General features: G+C 57.8%; 14 protein-coding genes. 10 read left to right on the top strand and 4 right to left on the bottom strand.

From position 1 onward, the window contains the following. The first annotated feature begins 8 nt into the window (after positions 1–8). Positions 9–230, top strand: a complete 222-nt coding sequence (cspD, locus tag KGP22_RS07200; protein WP_008499993.1) for a cold shock-like protein CspD — start codon at positions 9–11, stop codon at positions 228–230. A 70-nt stretch (positions 231–300) separates the two neighbouring features. Here cspD and macB read toward each other — a convergent pair whose 3' ends face one another. Both macB and macA read right to left on the bottom strand, forming a co-directional pair. Next, entirely contained in the window at positions 301–2,241 is a 1,941-nt protein-coding gene (gene macB, locus KGP22_RS07195; protein ID WP_111963911.1) for a macrolide ABC transporter ATP-binding protein/permease MacB, read from the bottom strand. After that, the gene (gene macA / locus KGP22_RS07190; RefSeq protein WP_111963910.1) at positions 2,238–3,353 is read right to left on the bottom strand and encodes a macrolide transporter subunit MacA; all 1,116 of its coding nucleotides are present in this window, start codon (positions 3,351–3,353) and stop codon (positions 2,238–2,240) included. The genes macB and macA overlap by 4 nt, the downstream gene beginning before the upstream one ends. A gap of 159 nt (positions 3,354–3,512) precedes the next feature. Here macA and KGP22_RS07185 point away from each other — a divergent pair, with 159 nt between their 5' ends. Further along, a complete protein-coding gene (locus KGP22_RS07185; RefSeq protein WP_111963909.1) occupies positions 3,513–4,469 on the top strand; it encodes a VirK/YbjX family protein in 957 nt (318 codons plus the stop codon). Here the strand turns inward: KGP22_RS07185 and KGP22_RS07180 are convergent. Next, complete coding sequence (locus KGP22_RS07180) at positions 4,466–6,124, bottom strand: ATP-dependent endonuclease (RefSeq protein ID WP_111963908.1); 1,659 nt, start codon at positions 6,122–6,124, stop codon at positions 4,466–4,468. The two genes, KGP22_RS07185 and KGP22_RS07180, sit on opposite strands and share 4 nt — an antisense overlap. A gap of 288 nt (positions 6,125–6,412) precedes the next feature. Between KGP22_RS07180 and aqpZ the strand changes: the two genes are divergently transcribed. From aqpZ to hcr, 4 genes are all read left to right on the top strand, one after another. Next, positions 6,413–7,108 (top strand): aquaporin Z, encoded by a 696-nt coding sequence (gene aqpZ, locus KGP22_RS07175; protein WP_223581765.1) that lies wholly within the window; start codon positions 6,413–6,415, stop codon positions 7,106–7,108. Positions 7,109–7,278: 170 nt separating this feature from the next. After that, the gene (locus tag KGP22_RS07170; RefSeq protein WP_111963907.1) at positions 7,279–8,178 is read left to right on the top strand and encodes a lysine exporter LysO family protein; all 900 of its coding nucleotides are present in this window, start codon (positions 7,279–7,281) and stop codon (positions 8,176–8,178) included. Between the two features lie 144 nt (positions 8,179–8,322). Beyond that, positions 8,323–9,975, top strand: a complete 1,653-nt coding sequence (hcp, locus tag KGP22_RS07165; protein ID WP_033145071.1) for a hydroxylamine reductase — start codon at positions 8,323–8,325, stop codon at positions 9,973–9,975. Between the two features lie 10 nt (positions 9,976–9,985). Further along, positions 9,986–10,954, top strand: coding sequence for an NADH oxidoreductase (hcr, locus tag KGP22_RS07160; RefSeq protein ID WP_111963906.1), 969 nt, complete (start codon positions 9,986–9,988; stop codon positions 10,952–10,954). Positions 10,955–11,042: 88 nt separating this feature from the next. On the opposite strand, the gene KGP22_RS07155 is transcribed toward hcr, so the two are convergent. Next, positions 11,043–11,477, bottom strand: coding sequence for a DoxX family protein (locus KGP22_RS07155; protein WP_111963905.1), 435 nt, complete (start codon positions 11,475–11,477; stop codon positions 11,043–11,045). A gap of 151 nt (positions 11,478–11,628) precedes the next feature. On the opposite strand from KGP22_RS07155, the gene poxB reads away from it, so the two are divergent. The 4 genes from poxB to KGP22_RS07135 all read left to right on the top strand — a co-directional run bounded on the left by poxB (position 11,629) and on the right by KGP22_RS07135 (position 16,940). After that, positions 11,629–13,347 carry a ubiquinone-dependent pyruvate dehydrogenase gene (gene poxB / locus KGP22_RS07150; RefSeq protein WP_041910648.1) on the top strand — a complete coding sequence of 573 codons (1,719 nt, stop codon included), beginning with the start codon at positions 11,629–11,631 and terminating at the stop codon, positions 13,345–13,347. A 38-nt stretch (positions 13,348–13,385) separates the two neighbouring features. Continuing rightward, a complete protein-coding gene (gene ltaE, locus KGP22_RS07145; protein WP_223581763.1) occupies positions 13,386–14,387 on the top strand; it encodes a low-specificity L-threonine aldolase in 1,002 nt (333 codons plus the stop codon). A 10-nt stretch (positions 14,388–14,397) separates the two neighbouring features. Next, on the top strand, positions 14,398–15,834 hold the full coding sequence (locus KGP22_RS07140; protein ID WP_111963903.1) for an SDR family oxidoreductase: 1,437 nt from the start codon (positions 14,398–14,400) through the stop codon (positions 15,832–15,834). A gap of 92 nt (positions 15,835–15,926) precedes the next feature. Further along, positions 15,927–16,940, top strand: coding sequence for an NAD(P)-dependent oxidoreductase (locus KGP22_RS07135; protein WP_111963931.1), 1,014 nt, complete (start codon positions 15,927–15,929; stop codon positions 16,938–16,940). Positions 16,941–16,963: the final 23 nt, after the last annotated feature.

Genomic DNA, 16,963 nt, shown 5'->3' with positions numbered 1-16,963 from the left:
GTCGAAGCATGGAAATGGGTACTGTTAAGTGGTTCAACAACGCCAAAGGGTTTGGCTTCATCTGCCCCGAAGGCGGCGGCGAGGATATCTTCGCTCACTATTCCACCATTCAGATGGATGGTTACAGAACGCTCAAAGCCGGGCAGTCCGTCCGGTTCGATGTTCACCAGGGACCAAAAGGCAATCATGCCAGCCTTATCGTCCCCATTGAAGCTGAGACGGTTGCATAGCTCTCTGTTTTATTGTGTACATCCCGCAGTCAAAATGCCAGCCCGATCGGCTGGCATTTTTATTTTCGGGTTATTCCCGAGCCAGCGCGTCCACCGGATCCAGCCGCGCCGCGTTGCGGGCGGGCAACCAGCCAAACAAAATGCCGGTAAAGGTTGAACACAAGAATGCGGTAATAATGGCCACCGGCGAGAAGCCAATTTCCCAGCCGGGTAAAAAGAGCTGGAGCGCGAAGGCGATCATCATCGAGAGCGCAATCCCCATCGCACCGCCGACCAGACACACCAGCACGGCTTCAATCAAAAACTGCTGCAGCACGTCGCTGGCCCGGGCCCCGACCGCCATGCGGATGCCAATCTCCCGGGTACGTTCGGTTACCGACACCAGCATGATGTTCATCACCCCGATACCGCCGACGACCAGCGAAATCACCGCCACCAGCGTGAGGAACAGCTGAAGAGTACGTGTGGTCTTTTCCGCCGTTTTCAAGAGGCCGTCCATATTCCAGGTGAAGAAATCTTTCTTCCCGTGGCGCAGGGTTAACAGCCGCTCAAGCTGCTGTTCGGCCAGCGCGCTGTCGTAGCCCTCCTTCACGCGCACGGTGATGGAGTTGAGCCAGGACTGCCCCATAATCCGCCCGGAGATGGTGGTATAGGGCAGCCAGACGCGCAGGATCTTGCTGCTGCCAAACATCGACTGCTTCTCTTCCGCCACGCCGATAACCGTGGCAGGCATGTTGCCGACCAGGATCACTTCGCCCACCACGTTGGCTTTATTGGGGAAGAGCTGTCTGCGCGAATTCGCGTCCAGCACCACCACCTGCGCCCTGCCCGCCAGCTGCTCGGCGTTGAAGGTGGCGCCTTCGCTGAAGGTCATACCGTAGACGTTGAAGTAGTCTCCGCTCACGCCGTTCGCGCTGGCTGCCATGTCAACATTACCCACGCGCAGACGCAGGTTCTGCGACACCGCAGGCGTGGCGGAGTTGACCCATGGCTGCTTCTGAATGGCCGCCAGGTCGTCGTATTTCAGTGCCTGTTGATACTGCGGCTCGTCGTCGCCAAAGTCTTTGCCGGGATAGACGTCAATGGTATTGGTGCCAATAGCGCGGATATCTGCCAGCACCAGCTGCTTGGCCGCGTCGCCCACCACCACGATCGACACCACCGAGGCGATACCGATAATGATGCCGAGCATCGTCAGCAGGGTACGCATTTTGTTGGCCGCCATCGCCAGCCAGGCCATGGTCAGCGCTTCGCAAAAGCCGCTGGAGAACTGCCCCCAGCCGGTTGATGCCGGCAGCGCTTCTTTCGGCGCCGCAGCCCTGGGCTCACGCGGCGGCGGGTTGCTGACCAGCTCGCCGTCGCGGATCTCAATTATGCGCTCCGCCTGCGCCGCCACCTGCGGATCGTGGGTCACGATGATGACGGTGTGCCCCCGATCGCGAAGCTGGTGCAGGATCGCCATCACCTCTTCGCCGGAATGGCTGTCGAGCGCCCCGGTCGGCTCATCCGCGAGGATCACCTGCCCGCCGTTCATCAGGGCACGGGCAATACTCACGCGCTGCTGCTGGCCGCCGGACAGCTGCGAGGGCTGGTATTCCACCCGCTCCGCCAGCCCCAGACGCGTCAGCAGCATCTGCGCGCGTTCAAGTCGCTTTTTCCGCTCGACGCCCGCATACACCGCGGGCACTTCAACGTTCTGCGCCGCATTAAGATGAGAAAGCAGATGGTAACGCTGGAAGATAAAGCCGAAATGTTCCCGGCGCAGCTTCGCCAGCGCGTCGCCGTCCAGCGTGGAGACATCCGTTCCGGCCACGCGGTACGTGCCGCTGGTGGGTTTATCCAGACAGCCGAGAATGTTCATCAGCGTCGATTTACCGGAACCCGATGCCCCGACAATCGCCACCATCTCGCCCGCCTCCACGCGCAGGGAGATGCCCTTCAGCACCTCCACCGGGCCGTCGCCCGACGGATAGCTGCGACGAATGTCCTTCAGCTCAAGCAGCGCCGTCATTTGGCGGCTCCGGGCAGGCTTTCGCTGACAACAACCTCCTCGCCCTCTTCCAGTCCTTTCACCACCACCACGTCGGTGTCGTTGCGCGCGCCTATCACAACCTCACGCTCGCGCGTTTCGCCGTTGCGCAGCACTTTCACTTTATAACGGCTATCCCCGGCGGATTCGCCGAGCGCGGAGAGCGGAATGGTCAGCACGTTCTTCACGCCGGTCAGCTGGATATGCACCTGTGCGGTCATGTCCAGACGCAGCACGCCCTGCGGGTTTGGCACCTCAAAGCGGGCATAGTAAAAAATAGCGTCGTTAACTTTTTCCGGCGTCGGCAGAATGTCTTTCAGCACGCCTTCGTAGCGCGTCTGCGGATCGCCCAGCACCGTAAACCAGGCGTTCTGTCCCGGCTTAAGATGGATAACATCCGCCTCTGAAACCTGGGCTTTGACCAGCATAGTGCTCATGTCCGCCAGCGTCAGAATGTTTGGCGCCTGCTGCGCGGCAATCACCGTCTGGCCCTGCAGCGTAGTGATCTGGGTCACTTCACCCGCCATCGGCGCAACGATTTTGGTGTAGTCGAGGTTGGTTTTCGCCGTATCCAGCGAGGCCTGATTGCGCTTGATTTGCGCGTCAATCGTGCCAATCTGCGCCTGTTTCACCGCCAGTTCCGTGGTGGCCGTGTCTAAATCCTGCTTCGAAATCGCCTGGGTTTTGGCCAGCGCCTGCTGTCGGGTCAGCGTCACCTGCGCCAGGTTACGTTCTGCCAGCGCCTGCGCACGCTGCGCGCGCAGCTCCATCAGCGTGGCTTCCACCTCGCGGATCTGGTTCTCAGCCTGCTCAGGGTCGATAACGCCGAGCAGCTGGCCTTTTTTCACCTTATCGCCAATCTCAACCGACAGCGTTTTCAGCTGGCCGCTAACCTGCGCGCCGACGTCAACCTTGCGCAAAGCGTCAAGCTTGCCCGTCGCAAGGACGTTTTGCTGCAGTTCCCCCGGGCGAACAATCAGTGTCTGATACTGCGGCACCGGCGCATTCAGCACCTGCCATAGCCAGTACCCACCGGCTAAAACCACGACCGCCAGCAGCAGAAACAGCGTTCTGCGTTTTCCCTTGATATTCATAAATATTCCAAATAAATGTTCTGGCAATTATAAATGTTGATTCTATCTAAACGACTCCTCAACGAAACCCCTGTTCTCTGAAATCGCCCTAATTTGTTTACGAGACGTTGACATTTCTCCTGTTGAAATAGCGATATTCCAAAAGGATCAGGATCTACCATGTCTTCTATCGTCGACACATCACTTTCAAACCTGCCGCAGCCTAAATCCGGCTGGCAACTCTTCAAAAAACTGGCTTTCGGTGAGATCGCGCCCGGGCTGGCATGGGAAAAAACCGCCTACAGACGTAAGTTCATGCTGCGTTCACTGGCGACACCGCTCAGCACCGCTCGCCTGCTGTCTGACCTTGCAGAACATCCGCACCTGATGCAAATGCTCCAGGTTCAGCCGGGACTGCCCTGCCGCCTTCATCGTCCGTGGTTGACGGTCAATATGGATAGACAGCGTACGCTGGAATCGCTGTCATGGCACTATCAGATGATGTGTCGCCAGCTGCCGGCAAAGCTGACCAGTGGTTATCTTTCAAAGCAGGGCGTGACTCTGCTGACCTTAACCGGAAAAGATGAACAGCAATTTACCGTCCGTCTGTGTGCCGATGCGTTTATGGATAAAGAGGGAGAAGCTACCCTCGTTTTCTGTGACGGTCAAAATACGGCGCTGGCGGAGATGACCTTTACCCTCTGCCAGTTTGAGGGAAAATCGACGCTGTTCATTGGCGGTTTGCAGGGCGCAAAAGCGCATGTTCCGCATGAGCTGATCCAGGGTGCGACGAAAGCCTGCCATGGCCTGTTCCCGAAACGTCTGCTGGTCGAGGCCGCCATGACCCTCGGCGCCGCGTTCCCGGTAGAGCAAATTGTCGCCGTCAGTAACGATACGCACATTTATCGCAGCTGGCGCTACCGCAAGAAAAAAGAGGGGAAACTGTTGGCCGATTACGACAGTTTCTGGATCTCCATCGGCGGTGAAAAGCAGGACAGCGGTAACTTTATGCTGCCGCTCGTCATGCCGCGTAAACCGATGGAAGAGATCGCCAGCAAAAAGCGTTCCGAATATCGCCGCCGCTACGAGCTGCTGGATAGCCTGATTCAGCAGGTGAAACAGGCGACCCAACGTTAATCTGCTCTCCCGCGAGCCAGCCACAGCACGCGGGAGAACATCTTCCGCAACAGGGTCGGTACAGCCTCCACGCCCCGCCTCCCCGCCTCCGTCGCCACTTCAATGGCTAAATCCGGTTTTGAGGAACGATGAATAGCTTTGGCGATCACGCGCCGCATATTCATCGGGACATCGACCGGCACCATGGCAATTCGGTGGAATACGTCGTCAAACCCCTGACGATACATAAAGTGTTCCATGTCCATGGCGGGCAGCATAGTTAAATGGTCGCGCTCTTCCTCTCGCTCGTTACTCAGCAGGCTTCGCACGGTCGAGGCATATTTTTTGCCAGCCTCATCGCCGTCGACCAGAACGTGCCACTCGATCCCCATCCGGCGGGCAAATTTTATCAGTGGCTTTAATCCCGACTGGGCGAACTCGATAACCTTGATGCCTTCCGCATCAAAATGGTGGCCGCACTGGCGCGCCAGTTCGTTGATGACCCAGGTTTCCGTTTCCCCCTCAACCAGCAGCCAGCAGCGGGCAAAGAGCGACGACGCCCGGTTAAAGCGAATATGGAAAGCGATGCGCCGCCCGTCTTCCGCGTTCAAACCGCCCGGCCCAAGCCGGAAAGCGGAGACGCGGGAGGATTCACGCACCAGGCGACAGACGTGTTCTACCGGCGTCAGCGATAATAGCTCCCCGGAATTGGTGGTCGTGACACGCTGCAGCGGCAGCAGATTCAGCAGATGCCATGCCACGGAGAGCATGATGGGATGGAGGCGCGTTTCCGGGTCTTCCACCAGCAGCAGCGGCCGGGCGTCCCGGTCAAGACGAACGGTGCCTTTGGCCTGCAGAAGCGTTGAAAACAGCCCCAGCAGAATCACCCGATGGGTACGACCTCCGGGCCGGTCGATCATCCGGTTAATGATGTCGAGATAACGCCAGCTTCGCTGCTCATCATGAGAGCGGCGGCGCATCAGGCGATGGCGCGACTCAGACGTTCCCTGTTCGGAAAAATAGTGCTCCAGAAGCTGTACCATTGCGGACAACCCCTGACGAATTTGGCCATCAGTAAGATTCTGCGGACGCGACACCAGCTCTCTTGCCAGAAAATCCAGCTCGCGGGCGGTGACTTCCACTTCCGGCATATTGGGTACGGTACCGTTACGAATACGCCGCATAAAACGCGCATCGCGCAGGCGTAACACAGGCGTCAGACGGATCAGGTGACGGGCCAGATCGTCGATATTGTCCAGCGGGATGGGGTTAGCTTTCTCATCGAGAAAATCACGCAGGGTGAGTACCCCCTCGTTCTCCGCCATCTCACCTTCCAGCCGGTAGAAAATCCGTTGAAAACCGTCATCGCACGGCACCCAACAGGGTGACAGCGGGCGGAAGCGACGCACGCGGTGACGTCCGGGCTCGGATTCGCGGAACGTCAGGATGATGTGCAGGTGCTTCTCGCGCCCCGTCACGTCGCCGGGTGGAAACCAGAAATCGTCGCGGACAAAGTGATACAGATCGTCCTCGGGCGAAAGCAGTAGCGTCAATGCATCCAGCAGGCTGGACTTGCCCCACGCGTTCTCGCCGATCAGGACGTTGTTTTGCTCCAGCTGCAGTGACAGGCGGTTAATACCGCGAAACCCGACAATTTCCACACGTTCGAGAAGCATAAATCCCCCGACAAATGATCACTTTTTCCTTCAAGTTATCAGCAGTATAGCGGGAGGTGCTCTGTCACGACAGCATAACATTCACCCTTACAAGAATTGGTCTATGCTCTATTTACCGCTGATTTGAACAAGGATTGACATCACATTGCCTTAAATCAAATTAATCGAATTTATTTAAGTGGCGAAGGGATGTTGTTGGTTTCTAAAATACGGGCTCTTCGAGTCGTCATCCCTTTATGGCGATATATCCCGCGCGCGGGAAAGCGTGCGGAAATTTTTGAGGTGGTTATGTTTAGAAAATTGGCAGCAGAATGCTTTGGTACATTCTGGCTGGTATTTGGTGGCTGCGGTAGTGCCGTTCTGGCAGCAGCATTCCCGGAATTAGGCATTGGTTTTGTCGGCGTCGCGCTGGCTTTTGGTTTAACCGTGTTAACCATGGCGTTTGCCGTCGGGCATATTTCCGGCGGTCATTTTAACCCGGCCGTGACATTAGGTTTATGGGCCGGCGGTCGTTTTCCGGCGAAAGAGGTAATTGGTTATATTGTGGCGCAGGTGGTTGGCGGTATTATTGCGGCTGGCGTTCTGTACGTAATTGCCAGCGGTAAAGCCGGGTTCGACGCGGCGGCCAGCGGCTTTGCCTCTAACGGCTTCGGCGAGCATTCTCCGGGCGGCTACTCCATGTTGTCTGCCATCGTGATTGAAATTGTGCTGACCGCCGGCTTCCTGCTGGTGATCCACGGCGCAACCGACAAACATGCGCCAGCTGGTTTTGCCCCGATTGCCATTGGTCTGGCGCTGACGCTTATCCACCTGATTTCTATTCCGGTCACCAACACCTCCGTTAACCCGGCACGCAGTACCGCCGTCGCCATCTTCCAGGGCGGCTGGGCGCTTGAGCAGCTGTGGCTGTTCTGGGTGATGCCAATTATCGGTGGTATCCTGGGCGGCGTGCTGTACCGCACCCTGCTGGAAAAACTCGATTAATTGCTCGCGGTGTCGGGTGGCGCTAACGCTTACCCGACCTACGTGAGAATGCACTTGTAGGCCGGGTAAGGCGCAGCCGCTACCCGGCTCTCTTTTGCCGCTTTACTGAACAGCCTTTATTGGGTAGTGTCACTGGCGCTTAACCGATACTCAAAAAGGACCGGCTGTTCATGTTTTCAGGACTCCTCATCATTTTGTTGCCCTTGATCGTGGGCTATCTTATTCCGCTCCATCGTGAATCCGCATTAAGGCTCATTAATCGATTCCTCAGCTGGATTGTCTACGTGATACTTTTCTTTATGGGGATTAGCCTGGCATTTCTGGACAACCTGTCAGCGAATTTACTCTCAATTCTCCATTATTCTGTCGTCACCGTAGTCGTTATTTTGCTGTGCAATATTGCCGCGCTGCTGTGGCTGGAACGCACTATTCCATGGAAAAATCACCATCATCAGGAAAAGCTTCCTTCTCGAATTGCAATGGCGCTTGAATCGTTAAAATTATGCGGCGTGGTGGTGCTCGGTTTTCTTCTTGGGCTGACCGGTTGGGCTTTTTTGCAGCACGCAACTGAGGCCAGCGAATATACGCTGATCTTCCTGCTGTTCCTTATTGGTATTCAGCTGCGAAATAATGGCATGACCCTGAGGCAAATTGTCCTGAACCGTCGGGGAATGATGGTTGCCGTCATTGTTGTCGCCAGTTCAATGGTGGCGGGCGTCATTAATGCCTTTGTGCTCGATCTGCCGCTGAAAACCGGCCTGGCGATGGCATCAGGTTTTGGCTGGTACTCCCTCTCCGGTATTCTGCTTACTGAATCATTCGGCCCGGTGATCGGCAGCGCTGCCTTCTTTAACGATCTGGCGCGAGAGCTGATCGCCATCATGCTGATCCCGAGCCTGGTTCGCCGCAGTCGTTCTACCGCGCTGGGCCTGTGCGGTGCGACGTCGATGGACTTTACCCTGCCGGTATTACAACGCTCCGGCGGGCTGGAGATGGTGCCCGCGGCTATCGTTCACGGCTTCATTTTAAGCCTCCTGGTTCCGGTTCTGATGGCCTTTTTCTCAGCCTGATACTTCTTTGGCGGTAGGTTTCCTGCCGCCAAAATTGCGCTAAATCAATCTCCCTCTATTTTGTAGCAGAAAGCCCTTTTCACCGTTCCGGCACGAGCATAACCTTAAACATGTATATCAAATATAACTTTAACAGGTGTGATTATGTTTTGTGTGCAATGTGAACAAACCATCCGTACCCCGGCAGGCAACGGCTGCTCCTACGCACAGGGTATGTGCGGCAAAACCGCAGAAACATCTGACCTGCAGGACCTGCTGATTGCGGCTCTGCAAGGCCTTTCCGCCTGGGCGTTCAAAGCCCGCGAATACGGCATAGTCGACCACTACGTCGACAGCTTCGCCCCGCGCGCGTTTTTCTCCACGCTGACCAACGTTAACTTCGACTCTCCGCGCATTGTCGGCTACGCCCGCGAAGCGATTGCCCTGCGTGAAGCGCTGAAGGCACAGTGTCTGAAGGCGGATGCCAGCGCCCGCGTGGAAAACCCGATGTCAGAACTTCAGCTGGTCAGCGACGATCTCGGCGACCTCCAGCGCCAGGCGGCAGAATTCACCCCGAACAAAGACAAAGCGGCGATTGGGGAGAACATTCTCGGCCTGCGCCTGCTGTGCCTGTACGGCCTGAAAGGCGCTGCGGCGTATATGGAGCACGCGCACGTTCTGGGTCAGTACGACAATGAGATTTATGCGCAGTACCACAAAATCATGGCGTGGCTGGGCACCTGGCCTGCCGATATGAATGCCCTGCTTGAGTGCTCAATGGAAATCGGCCAGATGAACTTCAGGGTGATGAGCATTCTGGACGCCGGTGAAACCAGCACCTACGGCCACCCGACGCCAACGCAGGTCAACGTCAAGGCTACCGAAGGCAAGTGCATCCTGATCTCCGGTCACGACCTGAAAGATCTCTACAACCTGCTGAAGCAAACCGAAGGCACCGGCGTTAACGTTTATACCCACGGTGAAATGCTGCCCGCGCACGGCTACCCGGAGCTGCGTAAATTTAAGCATCTGATCGGTAACTACGGCAGCGGCTGGCAGAATCAGCAGGTTGAGTTCGCCCGCTTCCCGGGCCCTATCGTGATGACATCTAACTGCATCATCGACCCTACCGTCGGCGCGTACGATGACCGCATCTGGACCCGCAGCATCGTCGGCTGGCCGGGCGTGAGCCATCTTGAAGGTGATGATTTCGGTCCGGTTATCGCCCAGGCGCAGCAGATGGCGGGCTTCCCGTACAGCGAGATCCCGCACCTGATCACCGTCGGCTTCGGTCGCGAGACGCTTCTCGGCGCCGCCGATTCACTGATCGATCTCGTCAGCCGTGAAAAGCTGCGCCACATCTTCCTCGTCGGCGGCTGCGACGGCGCGCGCGGCGAGCGTAACTACTTCACCGATTTCGCCACCAGCGTGCCGGAAGACTGCCTGATCCTGACCCTGGCGTGCGGTAAATACCGATTCAACAAGCTGGACTTCGGCGATATCGAAGGCCTGCCGCGCCTGATTGATGCGGGCCAGTGTAACGATGCTTACTCGGCCATCATTCTGGCGGTCACCCTGGCGGAGAAACTGGGCTGCGGCGTGAACGATCTGCCTCTGTCCCTGGTGCTGTCATGGTTTGAGCAGAAAGCGATTGTCATCCTGCTGACCCTGCTCTCTCTTGGCGTCACCAACATCGTGACCGGACCGACCGCGCCAGGCTTCCTGACGCCGGACCTGCTGGCCGTGCTGAACGAGAAATTCGGTCTGCGTTCCGTGACCAACGTTGAAGACGATATGAAGCAGCTGCTGAGCGCGTAAGGAGGGATTCATGACCATGCCAACCTCACTATGCCCGTGGCGGATGCAGGTTCATCACATCCATCAGGAGACGCCGGATGTGTGGACTCTGTCGCTGTTGTGCCATGACTACTATCCATATCGTGCAGGCCAGTATGCGCTGGTCAGCATTCGCAATTCGGCGGACACCCTGCGCGCCTACACGATCTCCTCGACGCCGGGCGTGAGCGAATACATTACGCTCACCGTCCGCCGCATTGACGACGGCGCGGGCTCCCAGTGGCTGACGCAGGACGTGAAACGCGGGGATTACATCTGGCTGTCCGACGCGCAGGGGGAATTCACCTGTGACGACAAAGCTGACGATAAATTCCTGCTGCTGGCGGCGGGCTGTGGCGTAACGCCGATTATGTCAATGCGCCGCTGGCTGGCGAAGAACCGCCCCCAGGCCGACGTGCAGACGATCTTCAGCGTCCGTTCCCCGGAAGATGTGATTTTTGCCGAGGAGTGGCGTGAATACCCGGTGACGCTGGTGGCTGAGCACAACGCGACCCACGGTTTTGTGCCTGGTCGCCTGAGCCGCGAGCTGCTGCAAAGCGTGCCGGATGTTGCGAACCGAACGGTGATGACCTGCGGCCCGGCGCCGTACATGGCTATCGTGGAAGAAGAAGTGAAAGCGCTTGGCGTAACCCGTTTCTTCAAAGAGCAGTTCTTCACGCCGGTGGCGGAAGCGGCAAGCAGCGGCGTTAGGTTCACCAAACTGCAGCCTGCCCAGACCTTCTTTGGCCGCGTGGGGACCACGCTGCTGGAGGCGCTGGAAAGCAACAAGGTGCCGGTAGCGGCTGCCTGTCGTGCTGGCGTGTGTGGCTGCTGTAAAACCAAAGTGGTTTCCGGTGAGTACACCGTCACCAGCACCATGACGCTGTCCGACGCGGAAATTGCCGAGGGTTACGTGCTGGCGTGCTCGTGCCATCCGCAGGGGGATTTGATCCTCGCATAAACGATAAACGTTCGTTCGTAGGCCCGGTAAGCGTCAGCGCCACCGGGCTTTTTTGCCGGGCGGTACTGCGTTTACCCGACCAACAATTTTACCGCCACGCGGGCGCTTTACCCAGCGCAAACCGCCCTGCCCCTAAAAACGCGACAGCCAGCGAGCCGATAAAGAAGTACACCAGGCTTTCAATCGCCCATGCCCCAACCTTATCAAGGGCGAACGTTTCACCCATTCCCACCATCAGCCACGCCACAATCATCGTAAACGCCAGTACCAGCGCGGCCGGCCGCGTAAACAACCCGACAATAATCAGGATCGGCGCCACGACTTCGCCAACCAACACGCCGTAGGCGATAAATCCCGGCAGCCCTTTTTCCACCAGCATGCCGCTGATAAACCCCACGCCGCCAAAAAGCTTGTGCAAACCGTGAAAAAGCATCAGCCCGCCGACGGCAAGTCGTAACAAGAGTTTGCCAAGATCGTCGCAAGATAGCTTTTCATTAACAGCAATTAACAATGATTTAAACATTTGAAATTATTCCTGTTTTAACTGAGACACTGCCAGATTATGCCGAATAATTGCGCGTGAAAAGCACCTTTTAATTGTGGGGATACGACGGGCAATACGGAGACTTTCTTCTAAGCTTGTAAGCGTTATCACAAAAAGGAGACGGACAACCATGAAACAAACCGTGGCTGCATATATAGCGAAAACGCTCGAACAGGCTGGCGTAAAACGTATCTGGGGCGTCACCGGCGACTCCCTGAACGGACTCAGCGACAGCCTTAACAAGATGAAGACCATCGAATGGATGCCGACCCGCCATGAAGAGGTTGCCGCCTTCGCCGCAGGCGCTGAAGCGCAGCTTACGGGTGAACTGGCCGTGTGTGCGGGCTCGTGCGGACCGGGTAACCTTCATCTGATCAACGGTCTCTTCGACTGTCACCGCAATCACGTGCCGGTGCTGGCGATTGCCGCCCACATCCCCTCGTCCGAAATCGGCAGCGGCTATTTTCAGGAGACGCATCCGCAGGAGCTGTTCCGTGAATGCAGCCACTATTGCGAACTGGTTTCATCCCCGGAGCAGATCCCTCAGGTGCTGGCGATCGCCATGCGTAAAGCCGTGCTGAATCGCGGCGTTTCTGTGGTCGTTATTCCGGGCGATGTGGCCCTCAAGGCTGCGCCGGAAGGGGCCAGCACTCACTGGTATCACGCCCCGCAGCCCGTCGTCACACCAGCAGAAGAGGAGCTGAAAAAGCTGGCGCAGCTGCTGCGTTACTCCAGCAATATCGCCCTGATGTGCGGCAGCGGCTGCGCTGGCGCGCACAAGGAGCTGCTGGAATTTGCCGGAAAGCTGAAAGCCCCGATTGTCCACGCCCTGCGCGGCAAAGAGCACGTCGAGTACGACAACCCCTACGATGTTGGCATGACCGGACTGATCGGTTTTTCCAGCGGCTTCCATACCATGATGAACGCCGACACGCTGATCCTGCTTGGTACCCAGTTCCCGTATCGCGCGTTCTACCCGACGGATGCCAAAATCATTCAGATTGATATCAACCCTGCCAGTATCGGCGCGCACAGCAAGGTCGATATGGCGCTGGTGGGCGATATCAAATCTACCCTTGCAGCCCTGCTGCCGCTGCTGGAAGAGAAAACCGACCGCAAGTTCCTTGATAAGGCGCTAAGCGACTATCGCGATGCCCGCAAGGGGCTGGACGACCTCGCAAAACCAAGCGACAAAGCCATTCACCCGCAGTACCTGGCGCAGCAAATCAGCCATTTCGCGGACGACGACGCCATTTTTACCTGCGACGTGGGCACGCCAACCGTCTGGGCGGCACGCTATCTGAAGATGAACGGCAAGCGTCGCCTGCTCGGCTCGTTCAACCACGGCTCGATGGCCAACGCCATGCCGCAGGCGCTGGGCGCAAAAGCCACGGCGCCGGAGCGTCAGGTGGTGGCGATGTGCGGCGACGGCGGGTTCAGCATGCTGATGGGGGATTTCCTGTCGGTGGTACAGATGAAGCTCCCGCTAAAAATCGTGGTATTTAACAACAGCGTGCTGGGCTTCGTAGCGATGGAGATGAAGGCCGGAGGCTATCTCACGGACGGTACCGAGCTGCACGACACCAACTTCGCGCGCATCGCCGAGGCATGCGGCATCACCGGTATTCGCGTGGAGAAAGCCTCCGAGGTGGATGAAGCCCTGCAGCGCGCCTTCTCCATCGACGGCCCGGTGCTGGTGGATGTCGTCGTCGCCAAAGAAGAGCTGGCGATCCCGCCGCAGATCAAGCTTGAGCAGGCCAAAGGCTTTAGCCTGTACATGCTGCGCGCGATCATCAGCGGCCGAGGCGACGAGGTGATCGAACTGGCAAAAACCAACTGGCTCAGGTAAAACATTTCGCATGACCTCTTAAATTAAAGGGATGTGAAATGATTGATTTACGCAGTGATACCGTTACCCGCCCGAGTCGGGCCATGCTCGAAGAGATGATGGCCGCTCCGGTCGGGGACGACGTCTACGGTGACGATCCGACGGTAAACGAACTGCAGCGCTATGCGGCAGAACTGAGCGGCAAGGAGGCCGCCCTGTTTATGCCGACAGGCACACAGGCGAACCTGGTCGCGCTACTCAGCCACTGCGAGCGAGGTGAAGAGTATATCGTCGGCCAGGGCGCGCATAACTATCTCTACGAAGCCGGCGGTGCGGCCGTGCTCGGCAGCATTCAGCCGCAGCCGATTGACGCCGCGCCGGACGGCTCCCTGCCGCTCGATAAAGTCGCGGCGAAAATCAAAGCCGACGATATTCACTTCGCCCGCACTAAACTGCTCAGCCTCGAAAACACCCACAACGGCAAAGTGCTGCCGCGCGAGTACCTGAAGGCGGCGTGGGAATTTACCCGCGAGCGTAAACTCGGCCTGCACGCGGACGGCGCGCGTATCTTTAACGCCGTAGTGGAGTATGGCTGCGAGCTGAAAGAGATTACGCAATACTGCGACTCGTTCACTATCTGCCTGTCAAAAGGACTGGGCACGCCTGTAGGTTCACTGCTGGTTGGCAATACGGACTACATCAAGCGCGCCAACCGCTGGCGCAAAATGACCGGCGGCGGGATGCGTCAGGCGGGTATTCTGGCGGCTGCTGGGCTGTATGCCCTGAAAAACAACGTGGCGCGTCTGAAGGACGATCACGACAACGCCGCGTGGATGGCGGCGCAGCTGCGCGAGATTGGCGCCGACGTGATGCGCCACGACACCAACATGCTGTTCGTCCGCGTGGGCGAGGATCGCGCCGCTGCGCTTGGCGAATTTATGAAAACACGTGGCGTGCTGATCAACGCCTCGCCTGTCGTGCGCCTGGTCATGCATCTCGACGTGAGCCGCGAACAGCTGGCGGACGTGGTGAAACACTGGCAGGCGTTTTTACAGCGATAAGGAGCATCACGTGCCGCAACGCATTCTGGTGCTCGGCGCCAGCGGGTATATCGGTCAGCATCTCACCGCGGCGTTAAGCCAGCAGGGACATCAGGTGCTGGCTGCGGCACGCAACACCGAACGCCTGCAAAAACTCGGTTTGCCTGGCGTTACCTGCCACAGCGTTGACCTCAACTGGCCGAAGGAACTTCCCGCCCTGCTGGAAGGGGTCGACACGCTTTACTACCTGGTGCACAGCATGGGCGAAGGCGGGGATTTCATCGCCCATGAGCGACAGGTGGCGATGAACGTCCGCGATGCACTGCTGCAAACCCCGGTTAAGCAGGTGATTTTTTTAAGCTCGCTTCAGGCTCCCGAGCATGAGCAATCCGATCATCTGCGTGCCCGCCATCTGACGGCCGAGACCCTGCGCGGCGCCAATATTCCCGTCACCGAACTGCGCGCCGGGATCATCGTTGGCGCAGGCTCCGCCGCCTTCGAAGTGATGCGCGATATGGTCTACAACCTGCCGGTACTCACGCCGCCGCGCTGGGTGCGTTCGCGCACCACGCCGATTGCGCTGGAGAACCTGCTGCATTATCTGGTAGCCCTGCTGGATCGCCCGGCGGAGCAGCACCGCGTGCTGGAGGCGGCAGGCCCGGAAGTGCTGAGCTATCAGGAGCAGTTCGAACACTTCATGCGCGTCAGCGGCCGCCGCCGCTGGCTGATCCCCATTCCCTTCCCGACCCGCTGGATTTCGGTGTGGTTTTTGAATGTGATCACCTCCGTGCCGCCGACGACCGCCAAAGCGCTGATCCAGGGGCTGAAGCACGATTTACTGGCGGACGATCGCGAACTGCGGGCACTCATTCCCCAGGAGCTGATCCGCTTTGACGATGCCGTGCGCAAAACGCTCAAGGAAGAAGAACAGCTGGTGAACTCCAGCGACTGGGGTTACGACGCTCAGGCGTTTGCCCGCTGGCGCCCGGAATACGGCTATTACCCGAAACAGGCGGGCTGCACGGTGAAAACCAATGCCAGCCTGGCCGCGCTGTGGGAAGTGGTGAACCAGATTGGCGGCAAAGATCGGTATTTCTTCGGTAATATCCTCTGGCAAACGCGCGGGGCGATGGACCTGCTGGTGGGCCACAGGCTGGCAAAAGGCCGCCCGGCAAACCCGTATCTTGCGGTGGGCGACACGGTAGACAGCTGGAAGGTGATCATCGTCGAGCCGGAAAAACAGCTGGCGCTGCTGTTCGGCATGAAAGCCCCGGGGCTGGGTCGACTCTGCTTTACCCTGAAAGACAAAGGGGATTATCGTGAACTGGACGTGCGCGCCTGGTGGCATCCGCACGGAATGCCGGGTCTGTTCTACTGGCTGTTGATGATCCCTGCCCACCTGTTTATCTTCCGTGGGATGGCGAAACGCATTGCGCAACTGGCAGAACAAAAGACGGAAAAGATCTAAATAAAACTCTCTTTCTTTCACCTTTCCCATTGCATAGCGCCGTAATTCACGAAAGAATGCGCACGAAATTCTTTTCAACACAGTGGATTGATATGAAGGTACTGGTTACCGGGGCGACCAGCGGCTTAGGCCGAAATGCGGTCGAATTTCTGCGCAACAAGGGCATCAGCGTCAGGGCTACCGGTCGCAACGAAGCGATGGGAAAACTGCTGCAAAAAATGGGCGCAGAGTTCGTCCATGCCGACCTGACGGAGCTGGTCTCCTCGCAGGCGAAAGTGATGCTCGCCGGTATCGACACGCTGTGGCACTGCTCCAGTTTTACCTCCCCGTGGGGAACCCAGGAAGCCTTCGATCTCGCCAACGTGCGGGCTACCCGCCGTCTGGGTGAATGGGCCGTTGCCTGGGGCGTGCGTAACTTTATTCATATCTCGTCACCGTCACTCTATTTCGACTATCACCACCATCGTGACGTGCAGGAAGATTTCCGCCCTGCTCGCTTTGCCTGCGAGTTTGCCCGCAGCAAGGCGGCCAGCGAAGAGGTCATCGACCTGCTGGCGCAGTCAAACCCGCATACCCGCTTTACGGTCCTGCGTCCGCAGAGCCTGTTCGGGCCGCACGATAAGGTGTTTATTCCGCGTCTGGCGCAGATGATGCACCACTACGGCAGCGTGCTGCTGCCGCGCGGCGGCGATGCGCTGGTCGATATGACCTATTACGAAAATGCCGTTCACGCCATGTGGCTGGCAAGCCAGCCGGACTGCGATAAGCTTACCTCCGGTCGCGCCTACAACATCACTAACGGCGAACCCTGCACGCTGCGCAGCATTGTGCAGCGCTTAATTGACGAGCTGCAGATCGACTGCCGTATCCGTTCTGTTCCCTATCCAATGCTGGATATGATTGCCCGCAGCATGGAGCGCTTTGGCAGTAAATCAGCCAAAGAGCCTGCGCTGACGCATTACGGCGTCTCTAAACTTAACTTTGACTTCACGCTGGATATTTCGCGTGCGGAGAATGAGCTAGGGTATAAACCGATTGTGACGCTGGATGAAGGGATTATGCGCACCGCGGCGTGGCTGCGGGATCACGGGAAACTTCCTCGGTAGATCGGGTCCGGCATTTTTACGAT

It is taken from the genome of Enterobacter sp. JBIWA005 (genome assembly GCF_019968805.1).
Taxonomy (GTDB): domain Bacteria; phylum Pseudomonadota; class Gammaproteobacteria; order Enterobacterales; family Enterobacteriaceae; genus Enterobacter; species Enterobacter vonholyi.
The sequence above is the reverse complement of the archived record's forward strand: the minus strand, read 5'-3'. Positions and strand labels throughout refer to the sequence as shown.